This is a genomic window from Microbacterium fluvii, assembly GCF_025515205.1.
Lineage (GTDB): Bacteria > Actinomycetota > Actinomycetes > Actinomycetales > Microbacteriaceae > Microbacterium > Microbacterium fluvii.
In genome coordinates this window covers 262,109-284,451 of sequence record NZ_JAOPFX010000002.1, presented here as the reverse complement: position 1 = coordinate 284,451, position 22,343 = coordinate 262,109, and the positions used below count along the sequence as shown (strand labels likewise).

Annotated in this window: 23 protein-coding genes; 12 read left to right on the top strand and 11 right to left on the bottom strand. The window is 71.9% G+C overall.

Annotated elements, in window-relative coordinates:
* Nucleotides 1-37: 37 nt before the first annotated feature.
* Nucleotides 38-1,234: a DNA polymerase IV gene (gene dinB, locus OAW74_RS09995; RefSeq protein ID WP_262874215.1), complete on the bottom strand. Its 1,197-nt coding sequence runs from the start codon at nt 1,232-1,234 to the stop codon at nt 38-40.
* Between the two features lie 78 nt (nt 1,235-1,312).
* Between dinB and OAW74_RS09990 the strand changes: the two genes are divergently transcribed.
* Both OAW74_RS09990 and OAW74_RS09985 read left to right on the top strand, forming a co-directional pair.
* Entirely contained in the window at nt 1,313-2,206 is an 894-nt protein-coding gene (locus OAW74_RS09990; protein WP_262874214.1) for a zinc-ribbon domain-containing protein, read from the top strand.
* Between the two features lie 4 nt (nt 2,207-2,210).
* Entirely contained in the window at nt 2,211-2,630 is a 420-nt protein-coding gene (locus OAW74_RS09985) for a GIY-YIG nuclease family protein (RefSeq protein ID WP_262874213.1), read from the top strand.
* A 520-nt stretch (nt 2,631-3,150) separates the two neighbouring features.
* On the opposite strand, the gene OAW74_RS09980 is transcribed toward OAW74_RS09985, so the two are convergent.
* The gene (locus OAW74_RS09980) at nt 3,151-4,086 is read right to left on the bottom strand and encodes a J domain-containing protein (protein WP_262874212.1); all 936 of its coding nucleotides are present in this window, start codon (nt 4,084-4,086) and stop codon (nt 3,151-3,153) included.
* 1 nt (nt 4,087) lies between these two features.
* A complete protein-coding gene (locus OAW74_RS09975) occupies nt 4,088-5,152 on the bottom strand; it encodes an enoyl-CoA hydratase/isomerase family protein (RefSeq protein WP_262874211.1) in 1,065 nt (354 codons plus the stop codon).
* Between the two features lie 85 nt (nt 5,153-5,237).
* Between OAW74_RS09975 and OAW74_RS09970 the strand changes: the two genes are divergently transcribed.
* Both OAW74_RS09970 and OAW74_RS09965 read left to right on the top strand, forming a co-directional pair.
* Nucleotides 5,238-6,602, top strand: coding sequence for an ABC transporter ATP-binding protein (locus OAW74_RS09970; RefSeq protein ID WP_262874210.1), 1,365 nt, complete (start codon nt 5,238-5,240; stop codon nt 6,600-6,602).
* Nucleotides 6,599-7,408, top strand: coding sequence for an ABC transporter permease (locus tag OAW74_RS09965; protein WP_262874209.1), 810 nt, complete (start codon nt 6,599-6,601; stop codon nt 7,406-7,408). The genes OAW74_RS09970 and OAW74_RS09965 overlap by 4 nt, the downstream gene beginning before the upstream one ends.
* A gap of 7 nt (nt 7,409-7,415) precedes the next feature.
* Here OAW74_RS09965 and OAW74_RS09960 read toward each other — a convergent pair whose 3' ends face one another.
* A complete protein-coding gene (locus OAW74_RS09960; RefSeq protein ID WP_262874208.1) occupies nt 7,416-7,856 on the bottom strand; it encodes a hypothetical protein in 441 nt (146 codons plus the stop codon).
* Between the two features lie 105 nt (nt 7,857-7,961).
* Between OAW74_RS09960 and cofG the strand changes: the two genes are divergently transcribed.
* Genes cofG through cofC form a run of 4 tightly spaced genes read left to right on the top strand, consistent with a single transcriptional unit; the run spans nt 7,962 to nt 13,541 of the window.
* Nucleotides 7,962-10,349 (top strand): 7,8-didemethyl-8-hydroxy-5-deazariboflavin synthase CofG, encoded by a 2,388-nt coding sequence (gene cofG, locus OAW74_RS09955; RefSeq protein ID WP_262874207.1) that lies wholly within the window; start codon nt 7,962-7,964, stop codon nt 10,347-10,349.
* Complete coding sequence (locus OAW74_RS09950) at nt 10,346-11,806, top strand: flavin-containing monooxygenase (protein ID WP_262874206.1); 1,461 nt, start codon at nt 10,346-10,348, stop codon at nt 11,804-11,806. The genes cofG and OAW74_RS09950 overlap by 4 nt, the downstream gene beginning before the upstream one ends.
* 14 nt (nt 11,807-11,820) lie before the next feature.
* The gene (gene fgd / locus OAW74_RS09945) at nt 11,821-12,834 is read left to right on the top strand and encodes a glucose-6-phosphate dehydrogenase (coenzyme-F420) (protein WP_262874205.1); all 1,014 of its coding nucleotides are present in this window, start codon (nt 11,821-11,823) and stop codon (nt 12,832-12,834) included.
* A complete protein-coding gene (cofC, locus tag OAW74_RS09940) occupies nt 12,831-13,541 on the top strand; it encodes a 2-phospho-L-lactate guanylyltransferase (RefSeq protein WP_262874204.1) in 711 nt (236 codons plus the stop codon). Before fgd ends, cofC begins: the two co-directional genes overlap by 4 nt.
* A gap of 96 nt (nt 13,542-13,637) precedes the next feature.
* Here the strand turns inward: cofC and OAW74_RS09935 are convergent, their stop codons facing one another.
* The 7 genes from OAW74_RS09935 to hemG all read right to left on the bottom strand — a co-directional run bounded on the left by OAW74_RS09935 (nt 13,638) and on the right by hemG (nt 18,961).
* Nucleotides 13,638-14,381 (bottom strand): sulfite exporter TauE/SafE family protein, encoded by a 744-nt coding sequence (locus OAW74_RS09935; RefSeq protein WP_262874203.1) that lies wholly within the window; start codon nt 14,379-14,381, stop codon nt 13,638-13,640.
* Between the two features lies 1 nt (nt 14,382).
* Nucleotides 14,383-15,345 carry a 2-phospho-L-lactate transferase gene (gene cofD / locus OAW74_RS09930; RefSeq protein ID WP_316250216.1) on the bottom strand — a complete coding sequence of 321 codons (963 nt, stop codon included), beginning with the start codon at nt 15,343-15,345 and terminating at the stop codon, nt 14,383-14,385.
* Nucleotides 15,342-16,142: a uroporphyrinogen-III synthase gene (locus OAW74_RS09925; RefSeq protein WP_262874202.1), complete on the bottom strand. Its 801-nt coding sequence runs from the start codon at nt 16,140-16,142 to the stop codon at nt 15,342-15,344. The genes cofD and OAW74_RS09925 overlap by 4 nt, the downstream gene beginning before the upstream one ends.
* A 165-nt stretch (nt 16,143-16,307) precedes the next feature.
* A complete protein-coding gene (locus OAW74_RS09920) occupies nt 16,308-16,586 on the bottom strand; it encodes a hypothetical protein (RefSeq protein WP_262874201.1) in 279 nt (92 codons plus the stop codon).
* On the bottom strand, nt 16,576-16,977 hold the full coding sequence (locus tag OAW74_RS09915) for a phage holin family protein (protein WP_262874200.1): 402 nt from the start codon (nt 16,975-16,977) through the stop codon (nt 16,576-16,578). The genes OAW74_RS09920 and OAW74_RS09915 overlap by 11 nt, the downstream gene beginning before the upstream one ends.
* 1 nt (nt 16,978) lies before the next feature.
* Nucleotides 16,979-17,383: a hypothetical protein gene (locus OAW74_RS09910; RefSeq protein WP_262874199.1), complete on the bottom strand. Its 405-nt coding sequence runs from the start codon at nt 17,381-17,383 to the stop codon at nt 16,979-16,981.
* Between the two features lie 99 nt (nt 17,384-17,482).
* Complete coding sequence (hemG, locus tag OAW74_RS09905; protein WP_262874198.1) at nt 17,483-18,961, bottom strand: protoporphyrinogen oxidase; 1,479 nt, start codon at nt 18,959-18,961, stop codon at nt 17,483-17,485.
* A 59-nt stretch (nt 18,962-19,020) separates the two neighbouring features.
* Between hemG and OAW74_RS09900 the strand changes: the two genes are divergently transcribed.
* The 4 genes from OAW74_RS09900 (at nt 19,021) to OAW74_RS09885 (ending at nt 22,340) form a co-directional block, all read left to right on the top strand.
* Nucleotides 19,021-19,587 carry an HhH-GPD-type base excision DNA repair protein gene (locus OAW74_RS09900; RefSeq protein ID WP_262874197.1) on the top strand — a complete coding sequence of 189 codons (567 nt, stop codon included), beginning with the start codon at nt 19,021-19,023 and terminating at the stop codon, nt 19,585-19,587.
* A 104-nt stretch (nt 19,588-19,691) separates the two neighbouring features.
* Entirely contained in the window at nt 19,692-20,816 is a 1,125-nt protein-coding gene (locus tag OAW74_RS09895; RefSeq protein ID WP_262874196.1) for a hypothetical protein, read from the top strand.
* A 50-nt stretch (nt 20,817-20,866) separates the two neighbouring features.
* Complete coding sequence (locus OAW74_RS09890; RefSeq protein ID WP_262874195.1) at nt 20,867-21,805, top strand: hypothetical protein; 939 nt, start codon at nt 20,867-20,869, stop codon at nt 21,803-21,805.
* A 10-nt stretch (nt 21,806-21,815) separates the two neighbouring features.
* On the top strand, nt 21,816-22,340 hold the full coding sequence (locus OAW74_RS09885) for an HhH-GPD-type base excision DNA repair protein (protein WP_262874194.1): 525 nt from the start codon (nt 21,816-21,818) through the stop codon (nt 22,338-22,340).
* Nucleotides 22,341-22,343: the final 3 nt, after the last annotated feature.

Sequence of the window (22,343 nt, the reverse complement as noted above, 5' to 3'; positions counted from 1 at the left end):
CTGCGGGAGGTCCGACCGATCGGGATCCCGCATCCGATCACTCGTGCTCCGCAAGCAGCGGCGCGTCCCAGCCCGGGTCGCGGCCGAGCTGAGCGGCGCGGGCGAGTGCGGCCGACCCGAAGCGGTCTTTCACGGCGTCGAGCACGGTATCGAGCCTGGCGTTCTCGGCCCAGTCGATCGGGAGCTCGGCCGGCACCTCGGCGCCGCGCACGAGCTGGCCGAAAGAGACGCCGATGAGGGTGATCCCACGCTGGGCGATCTGCGGCTGCGCCGCCTGCAGCAGCCCGCGCGCCGCCGCCAGCAGCACGGCCGTGCGATCGGTAGGCGACCGCAGTGTGCGCGAGCGCGTCGCCTTCGAGAAGTCGCCGAATCGCAGCCGCAGCACGACGCTGCGGCACCCGCGGCCGCCATCGCGCAGTCGGCGGGCGAGACGGTCGATGATCTGGGTCAGCATGACCTCGAGCTCGTCGGCGGTGCGCGGCGCAGCGCCCAGCGCCCGCTGCGAGCCGATCGACCCTCGGCGGGGTGTGCTGACGACCGGCCGCGGATCGCGCAGCCTTGCCATCGCGTGCACGTGTGCTCCGGCGGCCCGGCCGAGCAGCCGCTCCGCGGTGGCCGACTCGAGTTCTGCCAACTCGCCGACGGTGCGGATGCCGAGGCGGTGGAGCTTCTCGGCCGTCACGGCGCCGACGCCCCAGAGCCGTTCGACCGGGAGCGGATGCAGAAACTGCTCCTCCGCCGAGGGATCGACCAGCAGCAGCCCGTCGGGTTTGCTGGCGGCGCTGGCGACCTTGGCCAGGAACTTGGTGCGCGCGACCCCGACCGAGATCGGCAGCCCGACCTCGGTGCGCACCCGATCACGCAGTCGCACGGCGATCTGCTCGGGAGGCCCGACGAGGCGACGGAGGCCACCGACCTCGAGGAACGCCTCGTCGATCGAGAGGCCTTCGACCAGCGGAGTCGTGTCGCGGAAGATCGCGAAGACCGCACGGCTGGCCTGCGTGTAGGCCTCCATGCGCGGCGGCACGATGACGGCATCCGGGCACAGCTCGCGCGCCTGCCGCCCGCCCATCGCGGTGCGCACACCCCGCGCCTTGGCCTCGTAGCTGGCGGCGAGCACGACCCCGCCGCCGACGATGACCGGCCGACCGCGCAGCTCGGGCGCATCGCGCTGCTCGACCGACGCGTAGAAGGCGTCGAGATCGGCGTGCAGCACGGTCGCCTCCCCCCGCATCTCTCCCCCGATCGTCTGAGGCGATGGTCGCACCGGCCACCGACAGCGACGTCGGAGGCCGCGCGTACTGTGCACGACGTGGCCGAGCGCGTGGAGGACTGGTGGGCGCGACGGCAGTTCTCGCGCGGCCGGGAGGTGCCCTACGACGTGGGCGCCTACCGCGAGGCGTGGGCGGCGTACCCCCTGCTGGTGCGGCAGTATCACCCCGAGCTCAACGCCGGGATCGTGCTCTCGCAGATCCCCCCTGCCGCCGATGTGCTGCTGCTGTGGCAGTGCGAGGCCGGGCATCTCTTCGTGGCCACCCCCAGCGAGCAGCGCTCACGACCCGGTGGGCGCCGGCGCCGATCGGCCTGGTGCCCGGAGTGCACGGCCGGCGCAGTGCCGAGGCGGGTCGCGGCGCCCACGCGTGCAGCGGCGGGCGGCGCAGGGTCGGGTATGCCCGGGTCGGGTGTGTCCGGGTCTGGTGCTTCCGCGGCGCCGCAGGCCGCCGGTCGCCCCCGGCGGGCGCGCATCTGCGCGAAGACGCCCGATGTGCCGGTGGGCTCGGCGTTCGTGAGCGCGTGCGCGCCCAGACCCGCATCCGCGGCCGAGGGGGCACTGCGGGCCGCCGTGTTCTCCGCTCTCGCGGTGACACCGGGGATGAACGCCGTGCGCGTCGCACGGCCTTTCTTCGAGCACCTCGAGGTGTGGCCCGATCTGCTGCTGCCCGAACTGCGCGTCGCCATCGAATACGACACCGTCGGGCGGTTCGGCCTCGAGCACGTCGGACCGCACGAAGAGACCGACCGTCGCAAGGACCGGCTGCTGCGCGCGGCCGGCTGGGAGGTGGTGCGCCTGCGCACCGGCCCTCTGCGCCCCCTCGGCCCGCACGACATCACCGGCGCGACGACGAGCCGCCGTGGCATCGAGCGCCTGATCGACGCGCTCCGCGACATCCGCGGCCCCCTGATCGTGGACGCCTACCGTGTCTGAGCCGGTGGCTTGCGTGCTGTGCGGGTTGGCCGCACCCGAATCGGATGCCGGGGCTCCCGGCATCCGCACCTGCCCCGTCTGCGGCTGGCGCCTCGGCGACAGCCCCGATCCCGACCTGCCGCGCCCGCGGGTCGACGTCGTCTACTACCTGCGGTGGGACGCGCGCATCAAGATCGGCACCTCGTCGCAGCCGCAGCGGCGACTCGCGGCGATCTGGCATCACGAGCTGCTCGCGTTCGAGCTCGGCGACCGTACGCTCGAGCGCGCGCGGCACGCGCAGTTCGCGCACCTGCGCGAGGGCGGCGAGTGGTTCCGCGCCGACGCAGAGCTGCGCGCGCACGCCGAAGCCGCGGCCGCCGGCACACCGCCCTGGCACTCGTATGCGCGATGGGTCGCCGATGCCCTGCGGCACAACCTGAGCTGACGGCCGATCGCAGGTCGCCCCGCTCTCCCCCGCCGACTGCTGGTCGCACTATAGGGCGACCGCGAGTCGCGGGAGGTCGCACTATAGGGCGACTCCGGTGCCGGTGAGCCACACCTTGTGCGACCATCCCAGGGCTCGGTCACACAAGATGCCGCCTCGGGCGCTGGAAGCCGCAACTTCTGCGACCACGGGCCGGGTCGCACATCCGGTCGCACCTCGGTCGCACAAGATGCCGCCTCGGGCACCGGAAGCCGCATCTTCTGCGACCACACCCGGGGCCCAGTCGCACAAGATGCCACCCCGGGGCGCCGGAAGCCGCACCTTCTGCGACCGGCAGCGGCGGGCGGATGCGGTCACCTGCGCCTGCCCAAGACTCCGGGGTCAGGTCGGCTCGGTCGTGCGGATGAGCCCGCAGTTCAGGCACGACCAGGCCACGACGAACCTCTCGTCGTCGAGGATCTCCCACCGCAGCCGCTCGCCGCAGGTCGGGCAGGTCCACGCCGGCGACTCGCGCTCGCGCCTACGCGTAGCGCACCACCTGCTGCAGGCGGGTGCGCACGTCGAACAGCTCGTTGCCGCCGATCGCGCGGGCGCCGGTGAGTCCCCGGCGCAGCACCGTCGACAGCGCGCTGCGGCCGACCAGCACCACCGGAGTCCCCCGCACCTTGCCGAGCTCGTCGATCGCCTGCAGCACGTCGTCGTCGGGCAGCACGACGATCGCGCCGCTGAAGCGCACGCCGGCCGCGCGGGCGAGCTGCCGCATCCGCCCCACGAGGGTCGCGATCGGTGCACCATCGACACCGTCGCCGACGAGCTCGCCGCGGCGCACCCGCACGGGGCCGCCGAAGTCTTCGGAGAGCACGCCGTACAGCCCGCTCGGACCGAGCACGACGTGGTCGAGCTTCGCGTCGGGGTCGGGCTCGCGCGGCGAGGCGACGTCGTGCCACACGGTGTAGCCCATGCCGAGGTCGGCGACGATGCGGGCGGTGGCCTCTTCGGCGAGCGCATCGGCCAGCAGCCGACGGATCTCGACGGGCGCCGTGCGCACCAGCGCAGGATCGTAGGGGTCGGCCAGCTCGACGCCGCGGCCCACCCACTCGCGCATGAGGTCGAGGTAGCGCTCCCGCCGCCACCCGCCGGGGTGGCCGTGCGACCGGGCCCGCGGCCGGGTGTCGGCAGGACCCGATCGCGGCCGCCACGATGCGGCGTCGGTCGGCGCGAACGACGGCGCCTCGTCGGCGAAGCCATGCCCGCGGTCGTAGGCGGCGCGCGCCTCGGGCGTGCCCACGAGCTCCCACGCCCGCTGCACCTGGATGAACGTCGCCGCGTCTCCCCCGGTGTCGGGGTGCGCCTGCCGCAGCCTCAGCCGGTAGGCGCGCTTGAGCGCCTCGTCGTCGGCATCGGGCGCGACGGCGAGCACCTCGTAGGCCGAGGCCGACAGCGGGCTGTCGAACACGTCAGGCCCACAGCGGGGTCGACGGAACGAAGGCGAGGGCGGATGCCGCCAGCTCCGCCGGCACGTCGGCCGGGGTCGGCGGGGTCCAGCGCGGCGAGCGGTCCTTGTCGACGAGCTGCGCGCGGATCCCCTCGACGAGGTCGGGCTGGGTGTGCGCGAACCAGAGCACGAGGCCGTACTCCTGCGCGAGCGCGGCGCGCAGGTCGGGCAGCTCGCGCGCCGAGCGCACGGCGGCGAGGGTCACCGCCATCGCGGTGGGCGAGAGCTCGCCGAGCGTCGCGATCACGGCGTGCGCCTCCGACTCGGGGCGCGCTCGAAGCCGCTCGATGATCTCGGGCACCGTGTCGGCGGCGAAGGCGTCGTCGATCCAGGGGCGCGCGGCCTCGAGCCGCGAGGTCCCCGGCGTCTCGTCGAACAGCAGCACGAGCTCCGCGGGGCCCGACGGATCGGCGCGGGTCTCCAGCGCGTCGCGCAGGCCCTCCAGGTGATCCGCGGGCACGAGGTGGTCGGCGAAGCCGGCGTAGACGGCATCGGCGGCATCCATCGTGCCGCCGGTGAGTCCCAGGAACTCGCCGATGCGTCCGGGGGCGCGCGCCAGCAGCCACGAGCCGCCGACGTCGGGAGTGAGCCCGATGCGCGTCTCGGGCATCGCGAGCTTCGACCGCTCGGTGACCACCCGCACGGCGGCGTGACCGGCAAGACCGATGCCGCCGCCCATCGTGATGCCGTCGGCGAGAGCGACGACGGGCTTGGGGTACTCGGCGATGCGCGCGTTGAGGGCGTACTCGGCGCGGAAGAACGCGGTGACGTCGTCGGGCGCGCCTCCGACGATCTGGTCGTAGAGACCCCGCACGTCGCCGCCGGCGCACAGGCCGCGGTCGCCCGCGCCGTCGAGCAGCACCGTGTCGATGTCGGGGTCGTGCTCCCACTCGTCGAGCGCGGCGTGCAGCAGCTCGATCATGCCGAGATCGAGGGCGTTGATCGCTCGAGGACGATTGAGGGTGAGGTGGCCGAGGCCGCTCTCGCGGCGGGCGATCACGCGGGGCTCGGACTCGGGTGCGGTCACCCCCGCAACGTTACCGCGCGGAATACCCCCGGTCGGCCGGGTCATCCAGCAAGATGGGGGCAACGGCTCAGAGGAGAGGTGCCGCATGCCTGCAGGCGACGTACTCGAGTTCTCGGGTGTGACCAAGCGCTTCGGCTCGGTCACCGCCGTCTCGGACTTCACCGCCAGGGTCGAGCCCGGCATCGTGACGGGCTTTCTCGGCCCCAACGGCGCGGGAAAGACGACGACACTGCGGACGCTCGTGGGCCTCGTGCGGCCGACCTCCGGCGCGGCGACCATCGGCGGCGAATCGTATGCGCAGCTGAAGCACCCGCTGCAGACGGTGGGAACGGTGCTCGAGGCCTCGAGCTTCCACCCCGGCCGCACCGGCGCGAACCACCTGCGCGTCTACGCCGCGGCCGCGGCGCTGCCCGCGGCGAGGGTCGATGAAGTGCTGGGCCTCGTGGGCCTGGCCGATGCGGCCGGGCGCAAGGTCGGCGGCTACTCGCTGGGCATGCGGCAGCGACTGGGGCTCGCCTTCGCGCTGCTGGGCGACCCCGGTGTGCTCGTGCTCGACGAGCCGACCAACGGGCTCGACCCTGAGGGCATCACGTGGATCCGCGGCTTCCTGCGGTCGCTGGCCGCCGAGGGTCGCACGGTGTTCGTGTCGTCGCACCTGCTCGCCGAGGTGCAGCAGACCGTGGATGCCGCCCTCATCATCTCGCGCGGTCGCCTTGTGTATCAGGGAGCCCTCGACGACCTGGCCGACCCGGCGGAGTTCCGCACCGTGGTCGACTCCCCCGACCGTGCCGCCCTGCGCGCGGCGCTGGAGGCCGAGGGCGCGACCTTCGAGACACTGCGCACGGGTCTCGCGGTGCGCGGCCTCGACACCGCCGCCGTCGGCGCCCTCGCCGCGGGCGCCGGAGTCGCCCTCTCGTCGCTGCAGCGCAAGGGGCCATCGCTCGAAGAGGTGTTCTTCGAGCTTGTGAACGGCGTGCGGGTGCACCCGAGCGCCGCGGGCGATCCCGGCTCGGCGGAGGCGCCGGTCGCCGTCGAAGCAGAGCCGGAGCCGGAAGCCGAGGCCGAAGCAGAGCCAGAGTCAGAGCCCGAAGCAGAGACCGAGGCCGAGCGCGAAGCAGAGCCAGAGCCCGAGCCTGAGCCCGAGCCAGAGCCCGAAGCAGAGCCAGAGCCCGAGCCCGAGGAAGAGGCGGACGTCGAGCCCGAGACCGAGTCCCCCACCGAGCCGGAACCCGAGCGGGCCGACGAGCCGCTCGATGAACCGGTCGACGACGAGTCGCCGCACGACCGCCCGTGGGAGCAGTACGTCAAGACCGAGGCCGATGTCGCGGCCGATGAGTTCTTCTCGTCGTACGACGAGCACGCGGCTGCGCAGCACGCCGCAGCATCCGCATCCGATCCGGCCGACGAACCCGGCGAACCCGCCACCCCGGAGGAAGGTGATCAGCGATGAGCCTCGCGGCCGCCACCCGATCCGAGTCGATCAAGCAGTTCACCACATCGATCTGGTGGATTCTCGCGGTCGTCATGCTCGCCTACATCGGCTTCACCGCCGCGGTGCTGGGCTTCGTCTTCGCGGCATCGGCGGCGGGAGAGCTGCCCACGCAGGGCGCGCCGACGCCGACCGAAGGGCTCGCCGCCACCCTCTACAGCACCGCGACGTCGGTCGGCTATGTCTTCCCACTGCTGATCGGAACGCTCATGGTCACGGCGGAGTTCCGCCACAAGACCCTCACCCCGACCTTTCTCGCCGTTCCGCGGCGCGGCACGGCCCTGGTGGCCAAGGTCGCGATCGGGCTGGTGCTGGGCGTCGTCTACGGCATCATCGGCGTCCTGGCATCGGTCGCACCGTCGGTCGCCTTTCTCGCCGGATACGGGCTGGAGACCGATCTCGACGCTGCGCAGACCTGGGCCATGCTCGGCCGCATGGTGCTCGCCTTCGTGCTGTGGACGGTGATCGGCATCGGAGTCGGTGCGCTCGTGCGCAATCAGGTGGGCGCGATCGTGGGTGTGCTGGTGTTCACGCAGTTCCTCGAGCCGGTGGGGCGTGCGGCTGCCGCCTTCGTCGAGGGCCTCGACACCGTCGTGCAGTACCTCCCAGGAGCGGCCAGCGACGCGCTGGTCGGGGCGAGCGTGCTCACCGCCAGCACCGGCGGCGAGCAGCTCGAGTGGTGGGTCGGCGGCCTCGTGCTGCTGGGCTATGCGGTCGTGCTGCTCGTGCTCGGCTGGTTCGTCAGCTGGCGTCGCGACGTGGCGTGATCCGGCCTCACGCCGTGGCGGGCCGCGCGGCTGCGCGCGGCTTCCTGGCCGGCTTCCTGCCCGCGGCGATCTCGGCCACGTCGGCAGCCTCTTCGGCGACATCGAGCCGCAGCGCCGTCACGAGCGCGAGCCCGTGCCGGGTGGTGAGCACGACCCGCTGGAACTCCCCGCTGCCGTCGAGATCGATGACCACGCCGGGGTGGCGGCGGCGCACGAGCACGAAGTCGTCGCCCCCCGCCGATCGCCAGATGCCCATCGCGATGATGCCGCGCGCGTGGGTGCCGGGGCTCGGCACTCCGCGCAGCCACGTCCACACGTCGTCGGTGAGCTGCACCTTCGCGATGCTCGAGCGGTCGAGCACCACATTCTCCTTGCGGAATGCGAGCGCCCGCTCGGCGACCGACAGCGCGAGCTCGAGCTGCGTCGAGTCGAGCAGGAGCGTCACCATGACGCCTAGTCTGCCAGCGGCAGGGTGACCTCCACAGGTCGTTTTGCTTACAGAGCGGCAACGATCGGTCGCCTCGCGGCGCCGCGGCGGTGCAAGACTGGAGCGATGACTCTGCTCGATCCGGCGCGACCGGTGCAGGCGCGCTCGGCGCGCGGGGTGCTCGATCGCGCCGAGAGCGGAGCGCGGCTCGACGTGCACGACGCGCAGGCGCTGCTGGCGGCATCCGGCGACGATCTGGAGCGGATGCTGCGCCTGGCCGCCGCGATGCGCGACGAGGGTCTGGCGGCAGCCGGCCGCCCCGGCGTCATCACCTATTCGCGCAAGGTGTTCGTGCCGTTGACGACGCTGTGCCGCGACCGCTGCCACTACTGCATCTTCGTCGACACCCCTGGCCAGCTGCTCAAGAAGCACAAGCCCGCCTACATGTCGCCCGAGCAGGTGCTCGCCGTCGTGCGGCAGGGGCAGGCGATGGGCTGCAAAGAGGTGCTGCTGACCCTCGGCGACCGGCCGGAGCAGCGCTGGCCAGAGGCCCGCGCCTGGCTCGACGAGCACGGCTACGCGTCGACCCTCGACTACGTCGGCGCGATCGCGCGGCTCGTCACCGCCGAGACCGGCATGCTCGCCCACCTGAACCCCGGGGTCATGAGCGCCGACGAACTCGTGATCCTTCGGCCCACGGCGCCCTCGATGGGCATGATGCTCGAGACGACCTCGCGGCGCCTCTTCGAAGAGCCGGGCCAGGTGCACTACGGCTCGCCAGACAAAGACCCCGCACTGCGCCTGCAGGTGATCGAGGATGCCGGCGCGCTGCGCATCCCGTTCACGACGGGCGTGCTCGTCGGCATCGGCGAGACGCTCGACGACAGGGCGCAGTCGCTCATCGCGCTGCGCGACGCGCACGAGCGTCACGCCGTCGACGGCCGAGGGCACCTGCAGGAGATCATCGTGCAGAACTTCCGCGCGAAGCCGAAGACCGCGATGCAGGCGGCCCCCGACGCCTCGATGCTCGAATACGTCGCCGCCGTCGCGACGGCGCGGCTCGTGTTCGGCCCGCACATGCGCATCCAGGTGCCGCCGAATCTCTCGGACCCGGCCGAACTCGCCCTTCTCGTGCGCGCGGGGGCCGACGATTGGGGCGGCGTCTCGCCGCTGACCGCCGACCACGTCAACCCCGAGCGCCCGTGGCCGCACCTGAGCGACCTCGCCGCCCGCACGGCCGAGTGCGGCTTCGAGCTGCGCGAGCGCCTGACGGCGCACCCCGAGTACGTGCGGGATGCGTCGACCTGGGTCGATGAGGGTCTGCACGCCGCCGTGGCCGCGCTGACCGACCCCGACACCGGGCTCGCGATGGACGAGACGCGGTTCGGGGAGCGAAGCGACGAGACGAAACGTCGCAACCCGACCCGGGGCACCGGCCACGGCCTCGCCGAGCGGGCGGCGGCCGACCCCCTCGCCCTCGACGACGCCGAGTGGGCGGCACTGCTGACGGCGACCGGCGCCGACCTCGAGGCGCTCGTGGCCACCGCCGACGACGTGCGCCGCTACACGGTCGGCGAGACGGTGAGCCTCGTCGTCAACCGCAACCTCACCTCCAGCGGGTTCCGGGCGGCCGGCGGTGTGGGCCCCGATACGTTCGACCTCGACGACGTCGCCGCCATCGCGGCCGATGCGGCAGACCTCGGGGCGACCGAGCTGTGCATCCAGGGGCGCCTGCCCGGCACGGAAGACCCTTCCGCCTATCTCGAGATCGCGCGGGCCGCCACGGCCGGGGCCCCCGGCATCCATCTGCATGCGTATCGCCCGCACGACGTGTGGGACCTCGCCGACCGCGGCGGCCTCGGGCTCGACGGTGCTCTCGCGGCACTGCGCGCGGCCGGTGTCGACACGGCGCCCGGCACGGGGGTCAAGGTGCTGAGCGAGCGCGTGCGCGCCCTCGTCGCGCCCGACGACCTCGAGATCGATCGCTGGGTCGAGGGCATCACGGCCGCCCACCGCGCCGGCTTCCGCTCGACGAGCGTGCTGTTCTACGGCCACGTCGAGACGGCCGCCGAGCGCATCGCGCACCTGCGGGAGCTGCGGCGCATCCAGTCCGCCACCGGCGGGTTCACCGAGTTCGTGCCGATTCCGCTGCCGGGCCGTGCCGGCGGCGTGCCGCTGGTCGCCGGGCGCAGCCCGCTCGACGAGCACCGCGCGATGGTCGCCGTCTCGCGGCTGCTGCTCAGCGGCAGCATCCCGCACCTGCAGATCGCCTGGACCCGCGTCGGCCGCGAGGCGGCTGCCGAGCTGCTGCGCGCCGGCGGCGACGACCTGGGCGGGGCGCTCCTCGACGGACGCGTCAAGCCCGAGGCCGGCATCGAGCACGGGCAGCAGCTGCCGGCGACGGATGCCGCCGCCCTCGCCGCGCGCCTGTTCCGGCCGTTCCGGCTGCGCACGACCGACTACCGCACGGTGACCCTTCGACAAGCTCAGGGACCGGTGGGAGGCGACGCATGACCGCGCAGGTCGACGTCGCGATCGTCGGGGCCGGATTCGCCGGCCTCGCGATGGCGATCGCCCTGCGCCGCGCGGGTCGCGACGACTTCGTGCTGCTCGAGCGGGCTGCGTCGGTCGGCGGCACGTGGCGCGACAACTCCTACCCCGGAGTCGCGTGCGACGTGCCCGCCCACCTCTACGGCTTCGCGACGCACCCGAACCCCGACTGGTCGGGCCTCTACGCCGGCGGCGACGAGATCCGCTCCTACCTCGAGCGGGTCGCCGAGGCCGAGCAGCTGGGCGACCGGCTGCGGCTCGGCACGCCGATGACCTCGGCCCGCTGGGACGACGAGGGCGACCTCTGGGTCATCGACACGCCGGGCGGCGGCATCCGCGCCCGCACCCTGGTGCTCGCGTGCGGCCGGCTCACCGAGCCGCGCATCCCCGAGATCCCGGGGCTCGAGACCTTCCCCGGGCCGATCTTCCACTCCGCGCGGTGGGATCACACCGCCGACCTGACCGGCCGCATCGCCGTCGTCGGCTCGGGCGCGAGCGCCGTGCAGCTGGCTCCTGAGCTCGCCCGCACCGGCGCCGTCACCCTCTTCCAGCGCACGCCCGCGTGGATCGTGCCGCGCGACGCGCACCCGTACACCGACGAAGACCGCGAGCGCTTCGCCACGCACCCCGGCGAGCTCGCGCGCCTGCGCGCAGAGCTCTATGCCGAGGGCGAGGCGCGCTTCGCGTCGCGGTCGGGGGATGCGACCGCATCCGCCGCCGCCGAGGCGACCGCGCGCGCCCACCTCGCCGCCCAGGTGCCCGACCTCGCGCTGCGCGCCCTGCTGACCCCCGACTACGCGTTCGGCTGCAAGCGGGTGCTGCTCTCCGACGAGTTCTATCCCGCCGTCGCCGCCGGCGAGATCGCCCTCGTGCCCTCGGCGCTCGCGGCGGTGCACGGCAGCACACTGGTCGCCGCCGACGGCTCGCGGCACGAGGCCGACGCGATCGTGCTGGCCACCGGCTTCGCCACGACCCGCCAGCCCTACGCCGACCTCGTACACGGCGAGGGCGGCGAGACCCTCGCGGTGCACTGGTTCGAGGGCATGACCTCGTTCGGCTCGACCGTGGTCTCGGGCTTCCCCAACCTCTTCATCCTCGACGGACCGAACGCCGCCCTCGGCCACTCGTCGTCGGTGCTCATGATCGAGGAGCAGGCCGCCTACGCCGTGCGATGCCTCGTCGCGCGCGACCGCGCCGGCGGCGTGCTGCGGCTCGACCCTGCGGCCGAGGCGGCCTACACCGACGAGATCGCGCAGGCCGCGGCATCCACTCCGTGGCTGGTCGGCGGCTGCCGCAACTGGTACGTCGACGAGCGCAGCGGCCGGCTCACGCTGCTGTGGCCCGGCACGGTCGACGCCTTCCGCGCGCGGCTCGCGCGCGCCGACGGAACGGAATTCGCCCACGTGCGTGCGTGGACGTGAGAGGAGAAGAACGGATGCCGGTTCCCCTGCGATTCGGATACAAGGCGTCGGCCGAGCAGTTCGGTCCCGTCGAACTGCTCGACTACGCGGTGCAGGCCGAGGAGGCCGGGTTCGACTCGGTGTTCATCAGCGACCACCTGCAGCCGTGGCTGCACGAGGGCGGGCACGCCCCGGCATCCGTCCCGTGGCTCGGGGCGCTCGGGGCCAAGACCTCGCGCGTGCTGATCGGCACGTCGGTGCTCACCCCGACCTTCCGCTACAACCCGACGGTGGTCGCGCAGGACTTCGCGACGCTCGGCGAGATGTACCCCGGCCGGGTGATCCTCGGGGTCGGCACGGGCGAGGCGCTCAACGAGGCCAACCTCGGCATCGCGTGGCCCGACCCGCCCGAGCGCTTCCAGCGCCTCAAAGAGGCGATCGGCCTCATCCGCACGCTGTGGTCGCAGGATCGGGTGACCTTCGACGGCACGTACTACCACGCGCACAACATCACGATCTACGACAAGCCCGCCCACCCCGTGCCGATATACATCGGCGCCGCGGGCCCCGCCGCGACGCGCCTGGCCGGGCGCATCGCCGACGGGTTCATCACCACCAGCGGCAAGAAGCGCGAGCTCTACACCGAGACGCTGCTGCCGGCCCTCGACGACGGCCTGTCGAAGGCAGGCCGCACCCGCGACGACCTCGACACCCTCATCGAGGTCAAGGTGTCGTTCGACCACTCGCTGGAGGCCGCGCGCGAGAAGACCCGGTTCTGGGCGCCGCTGGCTCTCACCCCCGAAGAGAAGATGGGCGTCGACGACCCCATCGAGATGCAGCGGCTCGGCGAGCAGCTGCCGATCGAGCGCACGGCGTCGCGGTTCATCGTCTCGGACGATCCCGACGAGCATGTCGAGCGCATCGGCTGGTACATCGAGCTCGGCTTCCGGCACCTGGTCTTCCACGACCCCGGGCATGACCAGGGCGCGTTCCTGCGGATGTACGGCGAAGAGATCCTGCCGCGCCTGCGCGCGACCTACGGCGCGTGAGCTGGATCGTCGTCGTCCCGGTCAAGCCGGCGGCGGCGGGCAAGTCGCGGCTCGAGGCGCCCGGCGTCGACCGGGTGGCGCTGGCCCGTGCGATCGCGCTCGACACGATCGCGGCGGCCGCGGCGTGCGCCGAGGTCGGGCAGGTCGTGGTCGTCACCGACGACGGGATGCTGGCGCTCGGGGCCGCCGGCATCCCCGGGCTGCGCTTCGAACCCGAGACGCCCGCGTCCGCCGCCCCGCCGACCGGCGACTCGGCCCCATCGCCCGTCGCACCGCCTGAGCCGGGGAGCTCGCGCCCGCACGACGCGGCTCTCGCGGTGCTCGCCGCCGGCGGCAGCCGGCTCGACGCCGCGGTGGCGATCGGCGCGGCGGTCGCCGACGGACGCCCGACCGCCGCGCTGCTGGGCGATCTGCCCGCGCTGCGGCCGGAGGATCTCGCTCAGGCGCTGGAGGCGGCGGCATCCGTCGACCGCGCCGTCGTGGCGGATGCCGAGGGCACCGGCTCGACCCTGGTCACCGCGGGCGCGGGGGTGCCGTGGGCGTCGTCGTTCGGCGACGGGTCGCTCGCCCGGCACGTGGCGCTCGGCTGCGCGCCGCTCGACGTCCCTGCCGACTCGACCCTGCGCCGCGACGTCGACACCGCCGATCAGCTCGAGGCCGCGCGCGCCCTGGGCCTGGGCCCCCGCACCTCGGCCCTCCTCGACTGACCGCATCCCTTCCCGCGACGTGGCAGCTTCGGTCGCATCCGACGGCCGCCGAGCGACCGGAGCTGCCAAGTCGCGGAGGGAGGGTCGACCCGGCGGTCAGGCGAGGATGAGGTAGGCGGCGCCGACGAGGGTCAGAGCGATCACGATGCGCTCGAAGACGGCCTGGTCGAGGCGGTTCGCGATCCACCGGCCGAGGAAGGTCGCCGCGACGACGACCGGCGCGAGCACGAGATCCACCAGCAGCCCGGGCGCCGTGATGAGCCCGAGGCCGATCGAGAACGGCACCTTGCTGATGTTCACGAGAAAGAAGAACCACGCCGCCGTGCCGAGGAACTCCTTGACCGGAAACCGCGCCGCGAGAAAGTACATCGACATCACCGGTCCCGCCGCGTTGGCGACCATCGTCGTGAAGCCGCCCAGCACGCCGTAGCCGGTCGCGGCGACGACGTGCGGCCCGGAGTCCTCCGTCCCGCGGCGCATCCACCGGCGGGCGAGCGTGAAGGCGACCACCGCGAGCAGCAGCACCCCGATGACGCGCCCGACGAGTTCGTCGGTGGCTACGGCGAGGAACCAGATGCCGATCGCGAGCCCCACCACGACGGCGGGCGCGAGCCGCAGCAGCGCCTTCCAGTTGACGTGCCGGCGGTAGGCGGTGATGGCGAACAGGTCGGCGAGGATGAGCAGCAGCAGGATCGTGCCGGTGGACTGCTTGGGCGGCAGCACCGCGGCGAAGATCGCCACCGCGACCGTGCCGGCGCCGGGCAGCGCCGTCTTCGAGACTCCGATGATGACGGCGCCCAGCACGAGCAGCGCCCAGCCCCACACCGCGATCTCGGGCACGTCAGAGGCCCGCCGCCGCCAGCGCGCCTTCGGCGAGCGCGGCCGAGGCGGCCGCATCCGTCATCCAGAGCGGCCGCACGTGCGCCTCGATTCCGAGGGCGGAGACGGATGCCGCGGCCTCCCCGTCTTCCTCGCCCACCAGCCACGCATCCAGCACGCCCGAGCCCGAGCGAGCGCCGTAGTGCGCCGCGACGGCGTCCGCGGCCGTCGGCACCCCGATCGCCGCGAGGCAGACGTCGGCCATGCCTCGGACGACCGCTCCCCCGATGATCGGCGAGACACCGACGACGGGGGCCGTCGTATCGCGCAGTGCGCCTCGGATGCCGGGGACCGCCAGGATGGGCCCGATCGAGACGACGGGGTTCGAGGGCGCCAGCAGCACGGCATCCGCCGAGGCGATCGCCTCGAGCACGCCCGGCGCGGGAGTCGCGCGCTCGATGCCCGGGTTCTCGAAGCGCTCCGGCGTGAGGGTCGCGCGGTGGCGGGTCCACCACTCCTGAAAGTGCATCCGCTCGCCGTCGGCGACCACCACGTGGGTGTCGACCTCGGCGTCGGTCATCGGCAGCAGCCTCGCGCCGAGCGGCCAGCGGCCCGACAGGCGCTCGAGCACCTGCGTCGGAGTGAGGCCGTCGCGCAGCCAGCCGGTGCGCGCGAGGTGCGTGCCGAGATCGAGGTCGCCGAGCGTGAACCACGGCCAGCCGGCGCCCCACGCCTGCAGCTCCTCATTGACGCGCTCGGTGTCGCCCGCACGGCCCCAGCCGCGTGCGGTGTCGTTCACCCCCGCCAGTGCATAGATGATCGAGTCGACGTCGGGCTGCAACCGCACCCCCGACAGCCACAGGTCGTCACCGGTGTTGACGACGACGGTGGGCTCGGCGCCGCGCGCGGCGAGGGCGGCGCGCACGCCGAGGGTGAACCGCGACCCGCCCACGCCGCCGGCGAAGACGACGACCCGCGGGCTCACAGGGCGAATTCGTCTGCCGCGTGCGGAAGCGGAAAGCGGCCGACGGCTTCGATGAGCGCGTCGACGGTCTGCCGGTCTGCCACGACGTCGACCGAGAGCCCCGCGCGCTTGGCGTCTTTCGCGGTGCGCGGCCCGATCGCGGCGATCACGGTCGTGTCAGGGACGTCGGGGAACTGCTGCGAGACCTGCTCGGCGACCGAGCCGCTCGTCACGAGGATCGCGTTGATGCGGCCGTTGCGCACATCGTGGGCGATGCGCTCGGTCACCGGCACCCCGACCGTGCGGTAGGCCACGACGCTGCGCACCCGGTGCCCGGCGTCGGAGAGCATCTTGGTGAGCACCGGCTTGGCGATCTCGCTGCGGAGGGTCAGCACGTCGCGCGGCTCGGGCTCGAGCGCGATGAGCTGCTCGGCCATGCCGGCGGCCGAGTTGTCGCGCTCGGGCACGAGATCGACGCGATAGCCGACGGCGGTCAGGGCCGCTGCCGTCGTCTCACCCACGGCGGCGACCTTGGTGGTCTCGGGGATCACCGCGCGGTAGGCGTAGAGCACATCGACGGTCGTCGCGCTGGTGAGGGTGAGCCAGTCGAACCTGCCGGCGGCGAGGTCGGCGATCGCCTGCTCGAGGGTGGCCTGGTCGTTGCTGGGCGCGAAGTTGATGAGGGGCGCGACGACCGGCACGGCGCCCTGACGGCGCAGCGAAGCGGCGACCCCGTCTCCCCACGGGCCGCCACGGGGCACGAGGACGCGCCAGCCCGTCAGGGGCTTCTCGGGTACCTGCTGCAGTGCTTCGCTCATGGGACTCTCGTGGTGCTGGTTCGGCCGCCCCCAACGTCGAGCAGCCGACAGACGCACCGTTGCTGATTCGGGATCGCGCCGCCGGCAGCATCCGCACCATTGCACTGCCAGTATCCCGAGCATACCCCCCACTCGGGATAAGCCAAGGTGGCGTGGTGTATGGGGTCAGTCGGTGAAGGCCTTGACCGCGAGCCAGACGAGCCCGCCGACGGTGGCGGCGACGGCGACGACGGCGGATGCTGCGAGCACCGGCTGCCGGCGGCTGAACCTCTGTGCGGCCTCGACCTGCCTGTCGATCGCGCGTCCCGCCCGCCGGGGCAGGTTGCCCTTCTGCTCGATCGCGGCCAGCGCCGCCTTCAGTTCGGCGCGGGCGCGCTCGACGGGGTCGGTGATCCCCAGCGGCACGGCGGTGCGGGGGGTGGGCACGGGCGCGTCAGAGCTCATCGCGCACCTCCTTGACGTCCTGGGCGATCGACTGCACGGGGTTCTGGCGCGCCTTGAGCTTGCGGAAGCGCAACAGGCCCAGCAGCGCGAAGACGGCGGTGATCAGCAGCATCACGAACATCACGACGAGCGCCGACAGCCACACCGGCCACCAACTCGACAGGCCCGCGATGAGGAAGGTGCCGAACACCGGCACCGTCCAGAACAGCACGAACAGCGCCACGAAGAACCAGAGGCCGCCCATGCCGGCGTCTTTCGAGGTGCGCGCGAGCCAGGCCTTGGCGGCGTCGATCTCGGCGGTGACGAGGTTGCGGACGAGTTCTGGGACCTCGCCGATCAGGGTGAACAAGCTGTCGTCCGCGCGATCGCGGAACCCGCGGGGGGTGGTCATGTCAGCTCTCGGTGCGCTTGCGGGCGGACTTCGCGGCCTGGGCGACGCCGTCGATGGCGTCTTCTGCCGCATCCTTCACCGCGTCGGCGGTGGTTCCGGCGGCCTGAGCGACATCGTCGACCGACTCTTTGCCGGCCTTCACCGCGGCATCGAGGCGGTCGCCCGGCGTGCCCTTCGACGAGGCGGCCTTGGTGACCTTGACGGCGGTGTTCCACAGCGTCGTCGGCAGCGCCATGGCGCTGGACTTCGCGAGGTCCTTGGCCTTGTCGACCTGCTCCTGCACGGGCGGGAGGTTCCAGACCTTGAGCGCCTGCTCCTTGATCTGCTCGTAGCGCTGACGACCGGCGCGCGCACCCAGCACGTAGCCCGCCGCGAGTCCGATGACGATTCCGACTTTGCCCCTCATGGGGTACTCCTCACGCTCGATCCGGCGGCTGGACTACCCAGAGTAGACCCGTATGCCGAAATCGGCATCCGCGGTTGACAGCGCCCAGGGGGCCGTGCTTCACGCCTGCGCCTGCTCGGCCCACAGTGCGGTGCGACGCACGTGCTCGGCCTCGTCGATCGCATCGGGGACGACCTGCGCGAGCCCCGTGCCGGCCAGCCACGCACCGGTGACCCCGACCCTCGGCACGCGGTGCACGGCCTCGCGCACCGCCGCCATGCGCTCTCGCCGGCCGATCACCGAGGCGGGCTGGCTCTGCGCGTAGCGCTCGATGTGCGAGGCGACAAGCTGCGCCGGCTCGAGTGCGACGCCCAGCAGCACCGATGCCTCGGCCAGCGCCAGCGCCGCGACGTCGTCATCGGAGAGGCCATCCGTGGCGGGGGCCTCGCCCTGCGCGCCGAACGAGACGCGCACGACGTGGCGGTGCGGATGCTGGGAGCGCGCCTGCGCGGCCAGCCACTGCCATTTGGCGGTCGAGTGGGTCAGCGCCTTGGCCTGCGTCGTGCCGGGCACGGCGAGCACGCCGGTGCCGCGGGGCGCCGTGTCGAGCGCCGCGGCGTCGAGCACGAGGGTGACGACGTCGATGCGGGGCTGGGCGGGCTGTTCGTCGGCGAGCGCGGGCACTTCGGGTGCCAGCAGCGCACGGGCCGCGGTCTCGTCGGTGGCGACGATGACGATGTCGGCGGCGAGCTCTTCTTCGACGGGGGCATCGGCATCCGTCGTCGTCGTCGCGAGGCGCCACGCGCTCTCGCATCGGGCGAGCGCGTCGACGCGAACACCGGTGCGCACCTCGACGCCGAGCTCGCGCAGACGGCTCACGAGCGCATCGATGAGCGTCGACATGCCGCCGTCGAGTCCCTCGACGGCGGCGCCGGGCGCCTTCGACAGGTCGCGATGCCCCTGCAGGGTCGAGACGGCGCCCGAGAGCGAGCCGGTGCGGGTGAGCGCGGTGCTCAGCCCCGGCGCCGCGATCTCGACGTCGACGTCGTCGGGCCGCGCCGAGTAGACGCCCGCCACGACGGGCGCGACGAGGCGGTCGAGCACCTTGGCGCCCATGCGCGAGCGGACGAGCTTGCCGAGGCTGCGCTCGTGGCCGATCGTCAGCGGCGGCCGCACCCGGTCGAGGTAGGCGCGCCACACCCCGCTCCACCCGATGATGCGGCGCACGTCGTCGTTCCACGGGTTGGCCGGGATGCCGAGCACGCCGCCCGCCGGCAGCGGCGCCGCGCCGGGGAGCCCGTGCACCCACGCGCGGCCGGCCGAGGGGGTGACGACGGCGTCGGTGAGGCCGAGTTCGTCGATGAGCGCACGCACGTGGCCGCCGCGGGTCGCGTAGCTCTCGGCGCCGGCGTCGACGGTCAGGCCGGCGACCTCGGCTGCGCGGATCGCTCCCCCCGGGCGGTCGGCCGCCTCGAGCACCGTCACCGCGATGCCCACCTTCGCGCACTGCAGCGCCGCGACGAGCCCTCCGATGCCGCCGCCGATCACGACGAGGCGGGTGTGCTGGGCGCGGTCGAGAAGCTCGGATTCGGCGGTCACCCTACGATTGTGCCCCCGCCGCCTGGGCGGCGCCTCCGCGCGGGTGCGACGATGGAGGCATGAGTCTGCACATCACCGGCGACGACGCAGCCGACCGCCTGCTCACCGACGACCCGCTGGCGCTGCTGATCGGCATGCTGCTCGACCAGCAGATCGCGATGGAGACGGCGTTCTCGGGGCCGCTGAAGATCTCGGAGCGCACCGGCGCCCTCGACGCTGCGGCGATCGCAGGATACGAGCCGGAGGATTTCGTCGAGGTCTTCCGGCAGACCCCCGCCGTGCACCGCTTCCCCGGGTCGATGGCCGCCCGCGTGCAGTCGCTGTGCGCGGCGGTGGTCGACGACTGGGGCGGGGATGCCGCCGCCCTCTGGACCAGGGACGACCCCGACGGGGCGACCGTGCTGAAGCGCCTGAAGACGCTGCCGGGGTTCGGCGAGCAGAAGGCGAAGATCTTCCTGGCGCTGCTCGGCAAGCAGTACGGGTACGACGGCGACGGGTGGCGGGAGGCCTCCGCCCCCTACGGCGAGGAGGGCTCGTTCCGCTCGGTCGCCGACATCGTCTCGCCCGAGTCGCTCACCAAGGTGCGCGAGCACAAGCGCGCCATGAAGGCCGCGGTCAAGGGCTGACCCACTCGCAGGCGTCTCACGGCCCCGGGCAAGACATCGCCGTCCAGCTCGGAATACGGCACACGCCATTGATATGCAGAGTTCCGCGGGCCCAGAGTGCGGTCATGCCAGAGATCAGCGCGATGAGGCGCAAGTCTTTGCCGGGGTGGATAGTCGTTGTGACGCTATTGGTCGCGACGTTCTGGTTCCCGCCCGCAACAGCTGCGTCCGCGTACGTCAATGACACGTTGACCGCCTGCCCGGTGAACGACAGCATCCGTTGGAAATTCGAGTCGGGCTTCTCGGCTGCGAAGAAGGTGCCGGTCCGTGATGCTTTCGAGACCATCGAAGAGGCACTCGACTACGACGGGACACAACTCGTCAGCCTTCCTGAGACGAGCACCCTCCCGTACACTCTTGTCTTCCTGAATGACGTCCCTCCGGAGACGGGATACGGGTACGCAGTCTGCGGCGTCAGCATGTGGATCAACGCGAACATCAGTGCAGATAAGTTCCTGTGGAAAGTCGCCAGGCACGAGATGATGCACCAACTGCAGGCAACCCATGGTGGACGGGCGGACTCAGCTCCTACGGGTGAAGACCCGACGACCATGTCGACGTGTGTGGCTTACACCGAGTTCTTGACCACGAACTTCCTTGATCGCGACGCCGAAGCCTATCTGAACTGGCTTCATAGCGACCTCAGCTTCCGCCAGATCAACTCCAACATCGGCTTCGACAATGGCACGACCGGATGGGGTGGTACCAACGGATCAATCTCGGCCCCCACAAGCGGCGGGTTCTCAAGCCCAAGACATCTCGCGTTCAACGCATCCGGAACGTCAGCCGATTCGTACGCCCGTCAAACCATCCTGCTCTGGGTGGGAGACGACACAAACGACTTCGAGGTACGCGCGTACCTCCGGGCGAAAGCGCCGAACTCCACGGATCCCACGAACGTAAGGGCGGCCGTCTACCGAAAGAACTTGTCCGAATCTGGCACGAATACGTGCGACTACCAGCGCGGGCTCAAGAACCCCAACAACCTCACGTTGGCGGATATGAATTACATTCTCGTGGTCGAGAGTTCGCTTGTGAACGTGGACACCAGCTGGACTGCGGTTGCCTCCGATTGGTCATCGATCCCCATCAAGCGTGACGGCTATCAACTACAACTTCGTGCCTATCGGAACGCAGCGGGCGCCGACAATGTCGTTCGCTTCGATAACGTTCGGATGGAAGAACGGTAGATATGCGCATGCGACGTTCACAAGCCCTCGCCACGCTGGCAACACTGGCCGTGGCCGTTCTGCTTGCGGGATGTGCGACCCCCGCTGCGTTGTCGTCCGAGGCGTCCGCCGCCCAGCTCGGGGCCGCGTTCGGAGCCTGCTCTGCGGGTGGCCCCGGCGAGGGCGGGTCGCCTATCGAAGCCGTAGCCGCGACCAAGGACTGGGTGGCCGCTGCGGCGCTCAACACTGGCCAGCGCCCCGACAGCGGGGTGACCGGCACCCGTGACGTGGAGGTGCAGACGGTGTCCGGTGGCAAGGAGACGGTGCGTCTCCACTCTTCGTTCTGGCCCGGGATCGAATGGGCCTTCAATAATGATGCCAAGGTCTGGCTCGCGATGGCCGACCCCGAGTACTGGGAGCAGGGAACGGTCGGCTACGTCTTGGTCGAGACGGCGGGCGGGGAGGTCTTCTTCCCAGGCGAGTGCCTGGACGAAATACTTCGGATACCACTCCACGACGAGCTTGGGCCTGAGAGCGACAAGCTGCTGGCAGGACTCCCGCTCGTCGAACCAGGCAAAGTGCGCGACTACCTGGGGATCGAAGACGCCGCGCCGGAAGAACAGCACCCTGACCGAGTGATCCTCAACCCCGACGACGTCGATGCCGCCGTTCTCGAACCGCTCACCCTCATCGGCATCTATCTGAAGACCAGCGGCGAAATCGGAGACGGCACTTTCACCATCTGCACCCGCATCCCCGCAGGCTGGAATGAGTGCGTCATGGCGGACGAGAAGAGCACCCTGGATGGATGGAACTTCAACGCCTACATCGACGATTCGGGTGAACTCGAATTCTGGCTGCTCAACGGAGACGCTGACGTGTCGCAGCCCTTCGGGAAGATCGGCGAGGTCAACACCCGAGGCAAAGGGATCGAAGTATTCGTGGACACGTCGACGATCGGTGTAGACGGAACGGTAACGAACGACGACCTAGTGACGCTGGCCGACTAGGGTCGGGGGCATGTCATCCGCTCGGGCTGCGGGTGTCCAACGCACAGACTTCAACCAGCAGATCGCGATGGAGACGGCGTTCTCGGGGCCGCTGAAGATCTCGGAGCGCACCGGCGCCCTCGACGCCGCGGCGATCGCAGGATACGAGCCGGAGGAGTTCGTCGAGGTCTTCCGGCAGACCCCCGCCGTGCACCGCTTCCCCGGGTCGATGGCCGCCCGCGTGCAGTCGCTGTGCGCGGCGGTGGTCGACGACTGGGGCGGGGATGCCGCCGCCCTCTGGACCAGGGACGACCCCGACGGGGCGACCGTGCTGAAGCGCCTGAAGACGCTGCCGGGGTTCGGCGAGCAGAAGGCGAAGATCTTCCTGGCGCTGCTCGGCAAGCAGTACGGGTACGACGGCGACGGGTGGCGGGAGGCCTCCGCCCCCTACGGCGAGGAGGGCTCGTTCCGCTCGGTCGCCGACATCGTCTCGCCCGAGTCGCTCACCAAGGTGCGCGAGCACAAGCGCGCCATGAAAGCTGCAGCCAAGGGCTGAGGG